This is a genomic window from Streptomyces sp. NPDC054932, from assembly GCF_053610205.1.
Genome location: NZ_JBSGXU010000089.1, coordinates 1 through 15705, shown reverse-complemented (window position 1 = coordinate 15705; position 15705 = coordinate 1). Strand labels below are relative to the sequence as shown.

Genomic DNA, 15705 nt, shown 5'->3' with positions numbered 1-15705 from the left:
CCCTCGGCCGGCGTCAGGCCGGGGGGACCAGGCGGTTCTCGTGGGCGAAGACCACGGCCTGGATCCGGTCGCGGAGTTCCAGCTTGAGCAGGATCCGCCCCAGATGGGACTTCACGGTCGCCTCCGCGAGGTACAGGGCGGCCGCGATCTCGGCGTTGGACAGGCCGCGACCGACCTCGACGAGCACCTCGCGCTCCCGGGCGCTGAGCCGGTCCAGCCGCTCGTCGCGGACGGGGGTGCCCCCCTCGGCCAGGTGCGGACGGAAGTCCTCCAGCAGGCGCCGGGTGATCCGCGGGGAGAGCACCGCGTCGCCCGCCGCGACGTTGCGGATCGCGGTGAGCAGCTCCTCGGGTCGCGTGTTCTTCAGCAGGAAGCCCGAGGCCCCGGCGCCGAGCGCGGCGAAGGCGTACGCGTCCAGGTCGAAGGTGGTCAGGATCAGCACCCTGCTCCCCGGGGAGACCTCGACGACCTGCCGGGTCGCCTCGATCCCGTCCGTCCCGGGCATCCGGACGTCCATCAGGACGACGTCGGGCCGCAGCTCCCGGGCGAGGCGGACGGCCTGGGCGCCGTCCGCGGCCTCGCCGACCGGCGCCATGTCGGGCTGGGCCTCCAGGACCGTGCCGAAGGCCATCCGGAGCAGCGCCTCGTCGTCGGCGATCACGATGCGGATCGTCATACGGTGCCCGTCCCGCTGCTGCCCAGCAGGAGCCGGGTCCGCACGCCCCAGCCGCCGCCCGGAAGCGGTCCGGCCCGCAGCGTTCCCCCGTAGGCGGCCGCCCGCTCGCGCATGCCGGGGATGCCGTGGCCGGACGGTGCGGCGGCGGGAAGCGCCGGCCGGGGGCCGCTGTCGGTGACCTCCACGCCGACGCTCCCGGCCGAGCACTCGACCAGGACCGTCGCGCGGGTGCCGGCGGGGGTGTGCTTGAGGGTGTTGGTCAACGCTTCCTGCACCAGGCGGTAGACGGTGAGTTGTGCGGTGGCCGGCACATGGGCGTGGCCGCCGCGGACCTCCAGGCCGGTCGGCAGCCCGGCGGCGGCCATCTGATCGGCGAGCGCCTCCAGCTGGGCGATGCCGGGCAGCGGGTGGCGCTCGGCGTCCGGCTCGTCGGCCCGCAGGACGCCCAACGAGCGCCGCATGTCGGTGAGGGCCTGCCGGCCCGTCCCGGAGATCTGCAGCATCGCGGCGGTGGCCCGGTCCGGGGACCTGTGCTGCGCGTAGACGGCGGCGTCGGTGAGCGCGACCATGACGGACAGGTTGTGGGTGACGATGTCGTGCATCTCGCGGGTGATCCGGGCCCGCTCCTCGGCGACGGCCAGCAGCGCCCGCTGCTCCTGGTGCAGCGCCAGCCGTTCGGCCCGCTCCTGCACGGCGGCGAGGTAGGCCCGGCCGGTCCGCACGTTCACCCCGAGGACGGCGGCGGCGACCACCGTCGCGGAGAGCGCGACGAACGGGGTCAGGAACGCGCCGTTCTGTGCCCAGCGCAGGCAGGCCAGCACGGCCCCGCCCTCCACGACGGCGGCGGCGAGCAGCGTGCCGCGCCGGCCCGTGTGCGCGGCCGCCGTGTACAGGGCCACCAGCAGGGCGATGTCCCCGGGAAGTTGGACGTCCACCAGCCACTGCACGAAGGCCGCGGCCACCACGGTGGCGAACACCGTGAGCGGGGCCCGGCGCCGCCACACCAGGGGCAGCGCCAGGGCGGTGGTGAGCGCCGCCGCCACCGGCAGCTCCCGGGCCGGGTACGTGGTCACGACGTTGAGCAGGAGCAGCGCCGGCAGTACCGAGTCCCACACCAGGGGCGGTACCCGGTCCCGGTGGCGCACCGTCACACCTCTCCGCCGATCGGTCGTCGTGGCGGCCCGGCCGGGGCCGCCACCGCGTACAGCCGCAGCCTAGGCCGCGGGTCCGCGCCGCACATGAGACCGGCGTCGGAGCGCAATGTGCCGGGGTACGACCACAGGAGGAGACCACCACCTCCCACGGTCGCAGGCCGGCCGCAGGTCCGGGGTGCCCGGTTGCCACTCCGGTCGTACCGCGGCCCGACCCGGTTGCCACGCCGGTCGCAGTCGGCGGCGACCCGGGGCCGATGCGTCGGTGCGGGCCCGGCGCCGAGCATGGCCGGGTGACCGAAACCATCCCGGGGCTGTCCCTGTCCCTTCCGGAAGTCCTCGTCCTGCTGGGCGCCGTCGCGCTGCCGGTGGCGCGCTGGCTCCCCCCGGCCGCCCGCCGGCCCGGCACCGTCGCGGCCGGGGCGCTCCTCGTACCCTCGGCGATCGTGCTGGGCATCGTGGGGATCCGCTGGCAGATGCTGCCGGTCCTGGTCGGCGCCGCCGTCGCCTCGGCGTTCGCCCTCCCGCCCCTGCTGCGGCGGCGTACCGGCCGACCGGCGCGGCGGGCCCGCTGGTGGCTGGCCCTGCCGGGATCGCTGGCCTGCGCCGGCCTGATCGCCGCCGGCCCGGTGGCCGCCTGGGCCTTCCCCGTGCCCGTCTTCCCCGAGCCGACGGGCGCGTTCGCGGTCGGCACCCGGGTGGTGCAGTGGACCGACCCGCTGCGCGCCGAGAGCTTCACCGCAGATGCGGACGACCGGCGCACGGTCGTGGTCCAGCTCTGGTACCCGGCGCAGAAGAGTCCTGCGGGCGTCCCGCGGGCCCAGTACATGGGACGCACGGAGGACGAGGCACGGACCGTCTCCGAGGCCCTCGCCGACGGGGTCGGCCTGCCCGGTTTCCTGGTCGACGGCGTCCCGAGGGCCCGCAGCCGCGCGGTCGTCGACGCCCCGGTGGCCGGCGGGGGAGAGCGGTTCCCGGTCGTCCTCTTCTCCCCGGGGTCGGGCGGGGTACGGTCCCAGAACACCGCCTGGGCGGAGGAGTTGGCCAGCCACGGCTACCTGGTCGCCGCCCTCGACCACCCGTACGACTCCGCCGTCGTCGTCCTCGCCGACGGCCGCACGATCCGCGCCACCATCGCCTCCTCCGGGGACCGCGACCGGGACGAGGAACTGGCCGCCGGCTGGACTGCCGTCCGGGCAGCCGACCTCGGCTTCGTCCTCACCCAGCTGGAGAGACTGGACCGCGGTGAGACCGCCGACCCGCTGACCGGACGCCTGGACATCGGCCGCGCCGCGGTGGCCGGCCACTCCCTGGGCGGAGCCGCCGCCCTCCAGGCGGCCCGGCAGGACCGCCGGTTCGACGCCGTCATCGACCTGGACGGCTACCCCCACGGCCCCACCGCGCCCGCCCTCGAGCAGCCTGCGCTCGCCCTCACCCAGGAGATCACCGCCGGCACCGACCCGCGCTACCTGCCCCGGCTCACGGAGGCCCTCGAGCACAGCACCGCGACGAGCTACCGGCTCACCGTCCCCGGCGCCGGGCACCTCACCTTCATGGACGGCCCGCTCTACCTGCCGCCGGTGCCCTCGATCGTCGGCGCCCTGGGCCGCACCGAGAGCCCGCGCGTCGTCGCCGCGGCCACCCTCGCCTTTCTGGAGGTCACCCTGCGAGGCCGCCCCGGCGACCCGGCCGACACCCTCCGGGCCTACGGCACGGTCTCATCATCAGGGGCTGGAACCGGCGCAGGCCGCGGCCGCGCGGCCATGGGTGCATGACTGCGGGCGATCGTGCACAACGCCTGCCGGATGCGCCTTCGAGCCCCGAGGGAGATGCCCGGCGCCCGGAGCGCCTCGACCGCCAGCTGGTGCACCGCAACGATGCCTCGCACCCGGAACGGGCCGTCGGGCGGCACGCGATGCGTGACTGTTTCTGGGACGGGGTGGAGCAACTTCCGTAGTAAATGCGGCTGGTGGTCAGGCTGCGGCACTTCGGCCCGCGTGGACCGGCTGCGCTGTCGGCCGCATCGCCCCGACACAGCCGCGCGACGGCGTCGATGAGCTGTACTTCCGATGTGGGCACCGCAGCGGCTCGCCCTACGACGTGGGGAGCGGGCAGGCTGCGTCAGAAGCGGAATACACCGAGGTCGCGCACGGTGTCGGCCAGGGCGCGGATGAGGTCGTTCTCGGCTTCGGTCCGCCAGACCAGGGCGAAGTTCAGGGTGGCCATCTCGGGGACGGGGAGGAATCGAATGTTCGACATGCCCCAGTGTCTGGTGACATGGCCGGGGAAGGTGTGGATGATGTCGCCCATGCCGACGTGGCTGATCAGCTGATCGGCGTTGTCCGAGGCCGCGGCCGTGATGCGCTCGATAGAACGGCCGCGGGGGGTGGAGAAGGGCAGGTAACTGTCCTCCCAGTAGTCCGGCAGGCCGAGGGCAGTGGCGTGGGGGAACTCGGCGAGCAGTTCCACGGGTACGGAGTCCCGTGCCGCGAGCCGGTGGTCGGCGGCCACGGCAAGGACTCGCGGGTCGGTGCACAGGGTCGGTCCGACGGTGAAGTCCGGCTCTTCGACGGGCAGCCAGACGATCATGACGTCCGTGGCGCCGTTGCGCAGCTGGCCGAACGGATCGGTGAAGGTCGCCTGGCGGACCTGGAGTCCCCAGTTCGGGTACCGCGCGCGGAACGCTTTCCAGTATGGGTGCAGATCGGCGACGTTGAAGGGCATCAGGTTGACGCGGAGCTGTGCGGTGATACCGCGGGCCGCCAACTGGGCTCGCTCCAGGGATTCGTGCAGGCCCGCATAGACCGGTTGAAGGTCGTCGCGGAACTGCCGGCCGATCTCCGTCAGGCGGACCGTGCGGCTGGTGCGGGCGAACAGCTGGGCCCCGATGCGTCGTTCCTGCTTCTGGATGGCCTGGCTGACGCGTGCCTGGGAGACGTGCAGCCGTTGTGCGGCCCGGCCGAAATGCAGTTCCTCCGCCAGCACAAGGAAGATCTCGATGTCCCGCAGCTCCACCGGCCCCCGCCTCCCCCCGTGTCGATAACTCAGCGGTTATCGAACCGCGTGGAAGTGTGGCTTGATCATATGCGCGGATCGCCAGATCGTTTGAGGCATGCACGCACGTATGAAGAGCCGTGAAGAACGCCGCATTCGTCCGGCCCGATGAGCGACGCCATCGACCTGACCGTGATGTATGCGATGCATGGCGCCCTGCGCCGGGAACTGGCCCAGCTGGACCGGGTCACCACCGCCGCGGACCGTGACCCCGTTCGCGTACTGGCCACCGCTGCCGGATGGACACTGTTCAAACAGGCCCTCCGTGCGCACCACGCTGCCGAGGACGGCGCGCTGTGGCCGTCGCTGCGACAGAATCTGGCCGGCCGCCCGAAGGACCTGGCGCTGCTGGAGGTCATGGAGGCCGAGCACGCCGCCATTGCTCCGGTGATCCAGGCCATCGACGAGCTGCTGACCGAGCCCGGAGCCGACCCGCTGCGGCTGGGCCAGCTCACCGACGCACTGACCCGCGGCCTGGCCGGCCACCTCAAGCACGAGGAGGACACGGCCTTCCCGCTGCTCCGGCGGACGCTGACCGCCGAGCAGTGGGCCCATTTCAGCCAGGTCCACGCCCAGCACATCGGCAAGGACGCACCACTTCTGCTGCCGTGGCTCCTGGACGGCGCCGACGAGCCGACCGCGACGAGGCTCCTCGCCCAGCTGCCCCCGCGCGCGTACGCAGACTGCACCGCCCGTTGGATTCCGGCCTACACCGCTCTCGACCGCTGGAACCCAGGCACCGCGGCCTGACACACCTTCACCACCCGCCGTCCTCACCGTCCATCGCCCGACCGAATGCGCCCGTCGACCACTACCGCGAAAGCCATCACAGTGTCCCCATCCGCTCATGTCACTCCGCTCCAGCGCGTCTCCGACGCCGAGGTCGCCGCGTGGCACCAGGTCGTCGCCGCCTCGACGGCCCACGATCTGCCCGGAGTGCCGGCCCCCGACCTCGGACGGATCCGCGCCCAGCTCACCCGGCCCGCCCTCGGCAGTCGCCGACTGACCTGGCTCGCCGCCGCGGAGGACGGCACCCCCGTCGGAGTTGCCGGCCTGCGACTGTTCACCTCACCGGGCCAGCAGCACCTGGCCGAACTGGAACTCCACGTCGATCCCGCACACCGGCGCCTGGGAACCGCCTCGCTCCTCCTGTCGGCGGTCGTGGCGGCCTGCCGCGCCGAGGGCCGGCGCAGCCTCGTAGCGACAGCCGCGGCCGACAGCCCGGGCGAGGCGTTCAGCGAGCGCCAGGGCTTCCGCCGGGCGCTCACCCTGGATCACCTCATGCTGCGTCTCGACGAGCTGGACGCGGCTGAATTGCTGCGGATCGCCGATGCCGAGCACCCTGGCTACCGTCTGACCGGCTGGACCGGCACGGTTCCCGACGGGCTCGCCGACGCGTTCGCCACGGCCAAGAACGCGATGAACGACATGCCCGTCGGCGACCTGGACTACGGCAGCGTGGCGTGGGACGCCGAACGCGTGCGCGCCATGGGCAAGGTGGTCGCCGACCGCGGCGACACCCTGCTGACGATCGCCGCTGTCCATGACGACGGCACCCTGGCCGGCTACACCGAGATCGTGCTCCCTGGGGGCTCCGGGCCGCGTGCCCAGCAGTACGACACGGCGGTCGTGCCCGCGCACCGCGGCGCCGGCCTGGGCATGTGGGTCAAGGCCGCCATGGTGCGGTGGCTGCGCGCCGATCACCCCGGCGTCGTCGAGACCGAGACGGACAACGCCGACGACAACGTCCACATGCTGGCCGTCAACCACCGCCTGGGCTTCCGCTCCTACCGGCGCACCCGCGAGTTCCAGCTCGACGTGCCCACCACCTGACCATTCCACTATCTGACCGTCCATCAAGGAGAACGCCCGATGCGGAAGTTCGAGCCCTCCGACGCGATCGCTGCCGTCGTGGAGATACCTGCCGGACGCACAAGCCTCCTCGCCGCCGACCGCGCCCCGGATCCGTCGAGGTGACGCTTCAACTCCCCACCGGCTCGCGCGTCGAAACCACCTCCACCGCCGCAGAGGTGCGCACCGAGGGCCGGCTCGGCGACCTGACCGTCTCCGCCCGCAGCCTCTGACCCCCCTCAACATCCGTCACCTTCCCCTCCTCGCCCGATACGTCCACCCGACCAGGGAGCACCCCACCATGTCCCAGTTCACCGCTGCAGGGCAGCGCAAGATCCGCGACGCACTGGCCCGTCACGTCGACTCCGGCAAGATCACGGGCGTCGTCGCCCTGTACAGCAAGGACGACGAGACGCACGTCGAGACGCTGGGCGCGATGGAGTGCGACGGCGGTGCGCCGATGCGCCGGGACACCATCTTCCGGATGGCGTCCACCTCCAAGCCGGTCTCGATAGCGGCGGCGATGGTGCTGCTCGACGAGTGCCGGCTGCGGCTGGACGACCCGGTGGACCGATGGCTGCCGGAGCTGGCCGACCGTCAGGTACTGAAAGCGTTCGACGGCCCGATCGACGACACGGTCCCGGCGCACCGTCCGATCACCGTCCGGGACGTGCTGACCTCCACCTTCGGCCTCGGTATGGACATGACCTCCATCGGTACGCCGATCATGAACGAGGTCTTCGCACAGGGGCTGACGCCCAACCTGCCCACGCCGATGCCGGAGCAGGACGAGTGGCTGCGCCGCCTGGGCACCCTGCCGCTGATGCACCAGCCCGGAGAACACTGGCAGTACCAGCTTGCCAGCGACCTGGTCGGCGTACTGGTCTCCCGGGTGACCGGCAAGACCTTCGAGGAGGCGCTGCGCGAACACGTCTTCGGCCCGCTGGGGATGGAGGACACCGGCTTCCACGTCCCGGACGACAAGATCGACCGGCTGCCGGTCCTCTACGCGCCCGACCCGGAGTCCGGCGAATTTCACGTATGGGACGAGTCCAAGGGCGGCCGTTGGAACATCCCTCCGGCGTTCCATGGCGGTGGCGGTGGTCTGGTCTCCACTGCGGACGACTACCACGCCTACTTCAGGATGCTGCTGAACGGCGGCAAGCACGGCGACGTGCGCGTTCTGTCCAGGCAGGCGGTGGAGCTGATGACCACCAACCGCCTCACCCCCGCACAGAACGCCGCCCGCACCGAGCTGGCCACCAGCAACGTCCACATCTCCTTCGGCCAGGGCCAGCACGGCGGTTGGGGCTTCGGGATGGCGGTACGGACCTACCGCGGCGACTACGCTCCCGTCGGCCAGTTCGGCTGGGACGGCGGCTCCGGGACCTCCACCTACGCCGACCCCGTGAACAACGTCGTCGGAATCCTCCTCACCCAGGTCGGCACATCGGTCCCCGACTCGGTCCACCTGATGCACGACTTCTGGACGACTCTGTACCAGGCGATCGAGGACTGATCGCCCGAAAGCCGCGATGGACTGCTACGCCCGTCGTCTCCGTACCCGGAACCGAAGAGGCACCCGTGGACCAACCCGGGCCCGCTGATCCCGCTGATCCAGCTGATCAGCACCATCTGGCACGAACCGGCCCCGACGGGCACGAGGCAGGCAGACCCGGAAGACCCGGATCCTGCCGCACCGACGCCGGCCGATGCCGGCACCTACAGAAACGAGAAACACGACATGCGTGTGCTGTTGATGGCCTACGGATCGCGCGGCGACATCGCGCCGCTGGCGGGACTGGCGGCGCAGTTGCGGAAGCACGGCGCGGAGGTACGCGTGTGCGCACCGCCGGACGAGGAGTTCGCGGAACTGCTGGCCGGTGTCGGCGCGGAACTGGTGCCCTTCGGGCGGGACGTGCGCGCGCTGCGGACGGTTGCGCCGCCGTCGGACGCGGCCGCGTTCGCGGCCGAGCTGGTCGCCGCGCACTTCGACACGGTCGGCAAGGCGGCCGAGGACTGTGATGTGCTGGTGGCGAGCGGTCTGATGCCGGCCGGCGCCCGCTCGGTGGCCGAGAAGCTGGGCATCCGCTACGTGTACGCGGGCTTCCACCCGTTCGAGATGCCCTCCCCGCACTACCCGCCGCCGCCGCGGCCCGGCCCGCCGGCCCCGCCCGACATGACCGACAACCAGGCCCTGTGGGACCTCGACACCCAGAAGGTCAACGCCCTCTACCTGCAGCCCCTCAACTCCCATCGCGCGGCGATCGGCCTCGCACCGGTGGACGACGTCCGCGCACACGTCTTCACCGACCGGCCGTGGCTGGTGGTGGACCCGGTCCTGGGCCCGTGGCAGGAACTGCCGGACCTCGACGTCGTGCAGACCGGTGCGTGGATCCTGCCCGACGAACGCCCGTTGCCCGCCGATCTGGAGGCGTTCCTGGACGCCGGCACCGCACCGGTGTACGTCGGATTCGGCAGCATGCCCCTGAGCGCGGCGACCGAGGTCGCCCGGACAGCCGTCGAGGCGGTCCGGGCGCAGGGCCGCCGCGTGCTCGTCTCCCGTGGCTGGGCGGATCTGGGCCTGGTGGACGACGCGGACGACTGCTTCGCCGTCGGCGACGTCAACCACCAGGCGCTCTTCCGCCGGGTCGCGGCCGTCGTGCACCACGGCGGCGCGGGCACCACGACCACCGCCGCCCGAGCCGGTGCACCCCAGGTGGTGGTGGCCCAGTTCGTGGATCAGCCGTTCTGGGCCAGCCGCGTGGCCGAGTTGGGCATCGGAGTGGCCCACGACGGCCCGACCCCGACCTTCGAGTCCCTGTCCGCCGCGCTCAGGACGGCCCTGACCCCGGAGACGGGAGCACGGGCGAAGGCCGTCGCAGGCACGATCCGTACCGACGGGACGGAGGTGGCCGCGAAGCTGCTCCTCGAGGCGGGGCACGCCGCGCCGATGAGCCGCGAACAGATCTCCGCGATCGCCCATGCCGACCACCCGATCAAGTCTCCGCTCGCCGACGACTCGGTCAGCCGGCTGCTCGAACGCGGCCTCCCGCGGGGCGACGAGCGCGTGCTCGACCTCGGATGCGGCACGGCGGAGTGGCTCCTGCGTGCCCTGGAGACGCGCCCACATCTGCACGCCGAGGGCGTCGACGTCTCCGAAGTCGCCCTGACCCGGGCCCGCCGGGCAGCGAGCGAACGCGGAGTCGGCGAGCGCCTGGTCCTCCACCGGCAGGCGGCCGCGGACTTCGTCTCTCCACAGCCGTTCGACCTGGTGATCAGCGTCGGCGCCGCGCATGCCTTCGGTGGTCTCCTCCCCACCCTCGCGGCGGCCCGAGAACACCTGGCTCCGGGGGGCCGCGTGCTGATCGGTGAGTCGTTCTGGGACCGAGCCCCTTCAGCTGTGGCCGTCGACATGTTCGGTGAACTCGCCGACCTGGCGACCACGCTGGACCACGTCACCGCCGACGGATGGACCCCTGTCCACGCCCATGTCAGCACCCGCGCAGAGCTGGACGCCTACGAGTGGGCCTGCTGGGGCTCGCTGGCCGCATGGGCTCTGGACCACCCTGCCGATCCGGCCTCCGCACAGGCGCTGGAGACGGCCAACACCGCGCGTTCGGAGTGGCTGCACGGCTACCGGGACAGCTTCGGCTTCGTCTGCCTGGTGCTGCGTCGGACCTCGGAGTGATCGCGTAGGACGCTGGCAGGCCCACGCACCCAAGACGTCCCCCACCCCCGGGGGACCCGCCATGGCCGCAGCCCTCGCAACGGCCGGAAAGTGAAGAAACAGATGCAACCAACGTTCGTACTCGTGCACGGAGCGTTCGCGAACTCCTTCTCCTTCGCGCCCCTGCAGGCCGAACTCGGCCTCCTCGGGCACCGCTCTGTCGCCGTCGACCTGCCCGGCCACGGGTTCCGGGCGACCTTCACCCACGCCTATCAGGCGCCGCAGGACACCGTCGGTCTCGCGAGCGCGCCCGGCTCGATCAAGGGCGTCACGCTCGCCGACAACGTCGCGCACCTGATCGGCATCCTCGAACGGGCCAAGCGGAACGGCCCGGTGATCCTCGTCGCCCACAGCCGGGGCGGTGTCACGGTCACGGCCGCGGCCAACGCGCGCCCGGACCTGATCGACCGCCTCGTCTACGTCTCGGCCTGGGCCCCGGTCCACCTCGACGTCAACGACTACTACGCCGAGCCGGAGATGGCCACGGTCGACCTCGCCGCCTTCGACGCGGCGCTGGCCGGGAACCCCGCCGACCTCGGCCTGCTCCGCGTCAACTTCCGCACCGCTGAACCGGACGCGATCGCCGCGTTCAAGCTGGCCTTCTTCGCCGACGGCACCGACGAGCAGTTCCTCACCTTCCTCAACACCTTCCAGCCCGACGAGAACCTGGACGTCGGCGGCTCCGCCGACCGGGCGCAGTCCGCGACCTGGGGCCGCATCCCCAAGACCTACATCCGCCTGGCCGACGACGCGAGCCTGCCGCTCGCCCTGCAGGACCGCCTGATCCGCGAGGGCAACGAGTTGACGCCGCACAACCCGTACGACGTCCGCACACTGGAGGGCAGCCACCTGAAGTGGCTGGTCGACCCCGCGCCGGCGGCCCGCACCCTGGGCGAACTTGCCACGCTCCCCGCCCCGTCCGCCCAGGGCGCGATCGGAACGGGGTGAACGGTTCGGTGGTGGTGGGACAAGGAACCGGAGTGTCCATGTGGGTGCCCCCACCACCGGCCCGGCACTGAGATCGGACGCCGACCGGGTGACAGCCTTCGTCACGGCCGTCACCCGGGCTCCACGCCGACCCAGGACCGTCGGCCCCGGCCAGGAAGCTACGGAAACAGGAGATCAACGAAGTGCGTGTGGTGTTGTCGACGTATGGGTCACGCGGGGACGTCGAGCCGCTGGTGGCGCTGGCGGTGCGGTTGCGGGACCTCGGCGCGGAGGTGCGGGTGTGCGCGCCGCCGGACGAGGACTTCACGGAGCGGCTGGCGGGGGTCGGAGTGTCCATGGTGGGCGTCGGGCAGTCAGCGCGCACGCTGACCACTGCGGCGCCGCCGCCGTCGAAGGTCAATCTGCCCCGGCGCGCAGCGGAATTGATTGCCAGTCAGCTGCAGGTGATACCCGCGGCGGCCGACGGGTGTGACCTGCTGGTGGTGACGGGCGCAATGCCGGCCATCGCCGGGGCGCGGTCGGTTGCCGAGAAGCTGGGCATCGGCTGCGTATCCGTGATCTTCCAGCAGCTGACCCTGCCCTCGCCGCACCGCCCGCCGCTGGCGTACCCGGGGCGGCCGTTCCCGCCGGAGGTGACCGACAACCGGGCGCTGTGGGAGCTGGACGCCGAGAGCATCAACGCGCTGTTCGGCGAGGCGCTGAACACCGGCCGAGCGTCGATCGGCCTGCCCCCGGTGGACAACGTCCGCGACTACGCCTTCGGCGACCGGCCGTGGCTGGCGACGGACCCCGTGCTGGACCCGTGGCTGGAGACGCCGGACCTCGACGTCGTACAGACCGGCGCGTGGGTGCTGCCCGACGACCGGCCGCTCCCGGCAGATCTGGTGGCCTTCCTCGATGCCGGCGCGCCGCCCGTGTACGTAGGGTTCGGCAGCATGGCCGTGCGCGCAGGGGAGGACGCGGCCCGGGTGGCCATCGAGGCGGTCCGCGCGAGCGGCCGCCGGGCACTCGTCGGGCGTGGCTGGGCGGACCTGGGCCTCATCGACGACCGGGACGACTGCTTCGCCGTCGGCGAGGTCAACCACCAGCAGCTGTTCGGACGGGTGGCCGCCGTCGTGCACCACGGTGGCGCGGGTACGACGACGACGGCCGCTCGGGCCGGCGCTCCCCAGGTGGTGGTGCCCCAGTTGGCGGACCAGCCGTACTGGGCCGGCCGGGTGGCAGAGCTGGGCATCGGCGTAGCCCACGATGGTCCGGTCCCGACCGCCGAGTCCCTGTCGGCGGCGCTCAAGACCGCTCTTGAACCGGAAACCGGCAGCCGGGCGAAGAGCGTGGCCGGTACGGTCCGCGCCGACGGGGCGAAGGTGGCCGCGAAACTGCTGCTCGACGCTGTCGGCTGAGAGACACGAGAGGGGTCCGCGAGAACCACGCGGACCCGTCCTGCCGGGGCCGGTGCCCGGCGCCGGATTGCACCGCCGACTCGGGGCCGGGGCCGGCGGCCGTGTGCCTTCCAAGCCCGGCGAGGCCGCTCACGCCATCGCTTCCGTCGCCGCCGACTGCGCCCCGGCGGACCGCGCCCGGGCCGTCACCTCGTTGCGGGCGGTGGCGGCCGAGCAGGGAGTCCTCGCCGTGGCGAAGGCCCTGCACGACCTCGACGGCGAGATCGCGCCCCTGTTGCACTGCCTCGAGCAGGACCTCCGGCGCGGCGCCGGCCAACTCAGTGAGGCCGCCCGGACGGCCGGTGCGCTCGGCCCCCGGGCAGCGGTGCTTGTGCCTGCCCTGCGCGAGGCGCTAGGAGGCACGGACGGCGACACCACGCCCGCGCTGGATACGGACACGGCGCTCGCTCAGGCTCTGTGGCGTGTCGCGGGGGACGCGGACGGGGTGGTTGCCGCTCTGGACTCGGTCTTCGCGCGCGCTGAACAGAACCCCTGGTCCCGGTGGTCGGTAGTGCGGGCCGCCCGCACCACGGCCCTCCTCGGCCCCGCGGGACGGCCGCTCACAGCCCGCCTGGAAGCCGCCCTCAACGATCCGGCACAGACACCGGCCGCGGTGCCGGCCCTCACGGCGGTGCCCGAACCCGCCTCGCTGGACCGCACCGTGCTCGCCGAGGCCATCCTGCGCCCCGCCGAACAGGAAGCCGACCCGGCGGGTGCCTGCGACGCGCTGGAAGCACTCGGCCCCGACGCATTGACCGGCGACCACGAACGCCGACTTGCCGCTCTCGCCGACGGCGACGCCCGGGTGGTCCGCTCGGGAGTCGAAGATCGCGTCATCCGCCAGGACGAAGCCCTCGGAAACCGCGCCCGGGTACTCCTCACCCCCTGCACGGCCCCCGCGGCACCCTGACCTGCCGGATTGTCGGCCGCCTCCACGTCCGAACCACGGACGAGCCCGCCCTTCCGGTCGCACGACGGCGCCGGGTCGAGGAAGATGGTCGCCGTGATCAATGACCGCGGGCATGCACCGCCCCCGGCCCCTGGGCGGGGCATCCTGGCTTCCAGGTCCTGGGGCGGCACTGCGATAGCCCGCCCGGGGGACCCAGGAGATGCAACCGCGCCGCAGACGCCCGCAGGTTGCTGAGGCGGGCGGGAGCCATTGATGTCGGAACGGATCCCGCCGGACCTCTGGGAGAAGTTCGACGTCGCACTGCAGCGGGAAATCCTCGCCGCTCGGCCCGCCGAAGTCGCCGTGCTCATCGTCCTCACTCCGGGCGCTGATCACCCGTCAGGATCGGCCGTGACGCGTGACGAGGCCGTCGACGCCATGCGTCGGGCATTCCGGCGCCGAGCCGAGGCGGTGGTCGGCACCCTCGTTGCGGCGGGCGGGCGAGACATCCGCGAGTTCTGGCTCAATCACACGGTTGCAGCTCGTATATCGATAACGTCGTTGCTCGCGGTCGCAGCTCGTCCGGAGGTCCGGCAGGTACTGCTGGATTCGCCGAGGCAGGCCGAGATCGCGGACGAGCACTGAGAGGAGCCAGGATGCCCTCGCCGCCCCCTGGAAGGGATGTCCGGTCCGCCGCCGACGGCAGCCGCGCACAATTCGACTGGTACGTACAGACGAGACGCCGGCAGCAGCTGGAAGAGCTGACCGCGGAGAGCCCGGCAGCGGTGCGCAAGCTTGATCCGTGGGTCGTCAACACGATTCTCCTCGAGCGCGAGCGGCGCAAGCTCGCCACCTGGACGGGTGCACCCGGCCCGACCGAGGAGCCGGTGCACGAGGTCGTGATCAATATGGTGTCGGGCCGGGATGCCGTGCGCCGGGGCGCCGTGCCGAAAACCGAACGGGCCCGGGCGATCGAAACACGTCAGGCCGAGGCCGACATCTTCCTGCAGGGCATCCGGGCGGACCTCGAACGGCGGGGCATCGACGTCCTGGAAGAGTTCTGGCTGACCCACAGCGTGCGCGCCACGCTCACTTCGTCCGAGGTGCTGGCGGTGGCGGCGCGAGCCGATGTCAGCAGTGTGACCAGCAACAAGCAGCGCCATGTCGAGTGCCTCGACGTCAGCCGGCCGCTGATCCGGGCGGACGTCCTGCCCACCGGTGTCACGGGTGCGGGCATCTCCGTAGCGGTCATCGATACCGGTGTGGATGCCGCGCACCCCGCGCTCGCGGGCGTGGTCGGCCCGCAACAGGACATGACCGGTACGGCGGTGAACCGCGACGACCGGGGCCATGGAACTCATTGCGCGGGGATCATCGCGAGCCGGGACGCGACATTCCGGGGCGTCGCCCCCGGCGCGAACATCATCGACATCCGGTTCATCAGTGCCACGGGCGCCACTCCGGCGTGGGCGATCGCGGGGCTGACCGCGGCGGCGACCTCCGGCGCCGACGTCGCGAGCAACAGCTGGGGCTATTCGCACCGCGACGGCGCGTGGGTCTGCCCCTCCGGCAACTGCGTGCTGTGCACCGCCGCCGACAATCTCGTGAACCTCGGCGTGGTGGTGGTCGTCGCTTCCGGAAACGAAGGCGTCGACTTCTGGGGGGACTACGCGACCAAGATCCGCTGTCCCGGTAACGCACGCAACGTCATCACCGTCGGAGCCACCGACGACGCAGACAACATCGCGGACTTCACCAGCCACGGCTCGACCCCGGACGGCAGGCCGAAGCCGGACGTCGCGGCCCCGGGTGTGTTCATCGCCTCGGCGCAGGCGCCGGGCACGGGAAGACCGGAGGACGTCGTCGCCCCGGGCTTCATCGACAAGTCCGGCACCAGCATGGCGACCCCCCACGTGGCGGGTGTCGCCGCGCTCATGCTGGACAAGAACCCCGACATCACCCCCGGC

13 protein-coding genes and 1 pseudogene are annotated in these 15705 nt (G+C 72.2%); 11 read left to right on the top strand and 3 right to left on the bottom strand.

Features of this window, described 5'->3' with window-relative positions:
- Positions 1-13 precede the first annotated feature (13 nt).
- Positions 14-676, bottom strand: a complete 663-nt coding sequence (locus ACWGE1_RS23215) for a response regulator (RefSeq protein ID WP_453422401.1) — start codon at positions 674-676, stop codon at positions 14-16.
- Entirely contained in the window at positions 673-1827 is a 1155-nt protein-coding gene (locus tag ACWGE1_RS23210; RefSeq protein WP_453422400.1) for a sensor histidine kinase, read from the bottom strand. Before ACWGE1_RS23210 ends, ACWGE1_RS23215 begins: the two co-directional genes overlap by 4 nt.
- Before the next feature lie 293 nt (positions 1828-2120).
- On the opposite strand from ACWGE1_RS23210, the gene ACWGE1_RS23205 reads away from it, so the two are divergent.
- A complete protein-coding gene (locus ACWGE1_RS23205; protein WP_453422399.1) occupies positions 2121-3602 on the top strand; it encodes an alpha/beta hydrolase family protein in 1482 nt (493 codons plus the stop codon).
- A 346-nt stretch (positions 3603-3948) separates the two neighbouring features.
- On the opposite strand, the gene ACWGE1_RS23200 is transcribed toward ACWGE1_RS23205, so the two are convergent.
- Positions 3949-4842, bottom strand: a complete 894-nt coding sequence (locus tag ACWGE1_RS23200; protein WP_453422398.1) for a LysR substrate-binding domain-containing protein — start codon at positions 4840-4842, stop codon at positions 3949-3951.
- Between the two features lie 147 nt (positions 4843-4989).
- Between ACWGE1_RS23200 and ACWGE1_RS23195 the strand changes: the two genes are divergently transcribed.
- The 10 genes and pseudogenes from ACWGE1_RS23195 to ACWGE1_RS23150 form a co-directional block, all read left to right on the top strand.
- Entirely contained in the window at positions 4990-5631 is a 642-nt protein-coding gene (locus ACWGE1_RS23195; RefSeq protein ID WP_453422397.1) for a hemerythrin domain-containing protein, read from the top strand.
- An 81-nt stretch (positions 5632-5712) separates the two neighbouring features.
- The gene (locus tag ACWGE1_RS23190) at positions 5713-6714 is read left to right on the top strand and encodes a GNAT family N-acetyltransferase (RefSeq protein ID WP_453422396.1); all 1002 of its coding nucleotides are present in this window, start codon (positions 5713-5715) and stop codon (positions 6712-6714) included.
- 319 nt (positions 6715-7033) lie between these two features.
- The gene (locus ACWGE1_RS23185; RefSeq protein ID WP_453422395.1) at positions 7034-8251 is read left to right on the top strand and encodes a serine hydrolase domain-containing protein; all 1218 of its coding nucleotides are present in this window, start codon (positions 7034-7036) and stop codon (positions 8249-8251) included.
- Positions 8252-8476: 225 nt separating this feature from the next.
- A pseudogene (locus ACWGE1_RS23180) lies at positions 8477-9667 on the top strand (glycosyltransferase); the annotation flags it as partial.
- A gap of 18 nt (positions 9668-9685) precedes the next feature.
- On the top strand, positions 9686-10423 hold the full coding sequence (locus tag ACWGE1_RS23175) for an SAM-dependent methyltransferase (protein WP_453422415.1): 738 nt from the start codon (positions 9686-9688) through the stop codon (positions 10421-10423).
- Positions 10424-10525: 102 nt separating this feature from the next.
- Positions 10526-11410 (top strand): alpha/beta hydrolase, encoded by an 885-nt coding sequence (locus ACWGE1_RS23170; RefSeq protein ID WP_453422394.1) that lies wholly within the window; start codon positions 10526-10528, stop codon positions 11408-11410.
- Positions 11411-11592: 182 nt separating this feature from the next.
- A complete protein-coding gene (locus ACWGE1_RS23165) occupies positions 11593-12810 on the top strand; it encodes a glycosyltransferase (protein ID WP_453422393.1) in 1218 nt (405 codons plus the stop codon).
- Positions 12811-12913: 103 nt separating this feature from the next.
- Positions 12914-13759 (top strand): hypothetical protein, encoded by an 846-nt coding sequence (locus tag ACWGE1_RS23160; protein ID WP_453422392.1) that lies wholly within the window; start codon positions 12914-12916, stop codon positions 13757-13759.
- 252 nt (positions 13760-14011) lie between these two features.
- Entirely contained in the window at positions 14012-14383 is a 372-nt protein-coding gene (locus tag ACWGE1_RS23155; RefSeq protein ID WP_453422391.1) for a hypothetical protein, read from the top strand.
- Between the two features lie 242 nt (positions 14384-14625).
- The coding region (locus ACWGE1_RS23150; protein WP_453422390.1) for a S8 family serine peptidase at positions 14626-15705 on the top strand (1080 nt) is incomplete at its 3' end.

Bases quoted from the DNA above. Each gene is read 5' to 3' on its own strand.
- ACWGE1_RS23195 (WP_453422397.1), top strand. From the start codon at position 4,990: ATGAGCGACGCCATCGACCTGACCGTGATGTATGCGATGCATGGCGCC.
- ACWGE1_RS23170 (WP_453422394.1), top strand. From the start codon at position 10,526: ATGCAACCAACGTTCGTACTCGTGCACGGAGCGTTCGCGAACTCCTTC.
- ACWGE1_RS23185 (WP_453422395.1), top strand. From the start codon at position 7,034: ATGTCCCAGTTCACCGCTGCAGGGCAGCGCAAGATCCGCGACGCACTG.
- ACWGE1_RS23175 (WP_453422415.1), top strand. From the start codon at position 9,686: ATGAGCCGCGAACAGATCTCCGCGATCGCCCATGCCGACCACCCGATC.
- ACWGE1_RS23215 (WP_453422401.1), bottom strand. From the start codon at position 676: ATGACGATCCGCATCGTGATCGCCGACGACGAGGCGCTGCTCCGGATG.
- ACWGE1_RS23155 (WP_453422391.1), top strand. From the start codon at position 14,012: ATGTCGGAACGGATCCCGCCGGACCTCTGGGAGAAGTTCGACGTCGCA.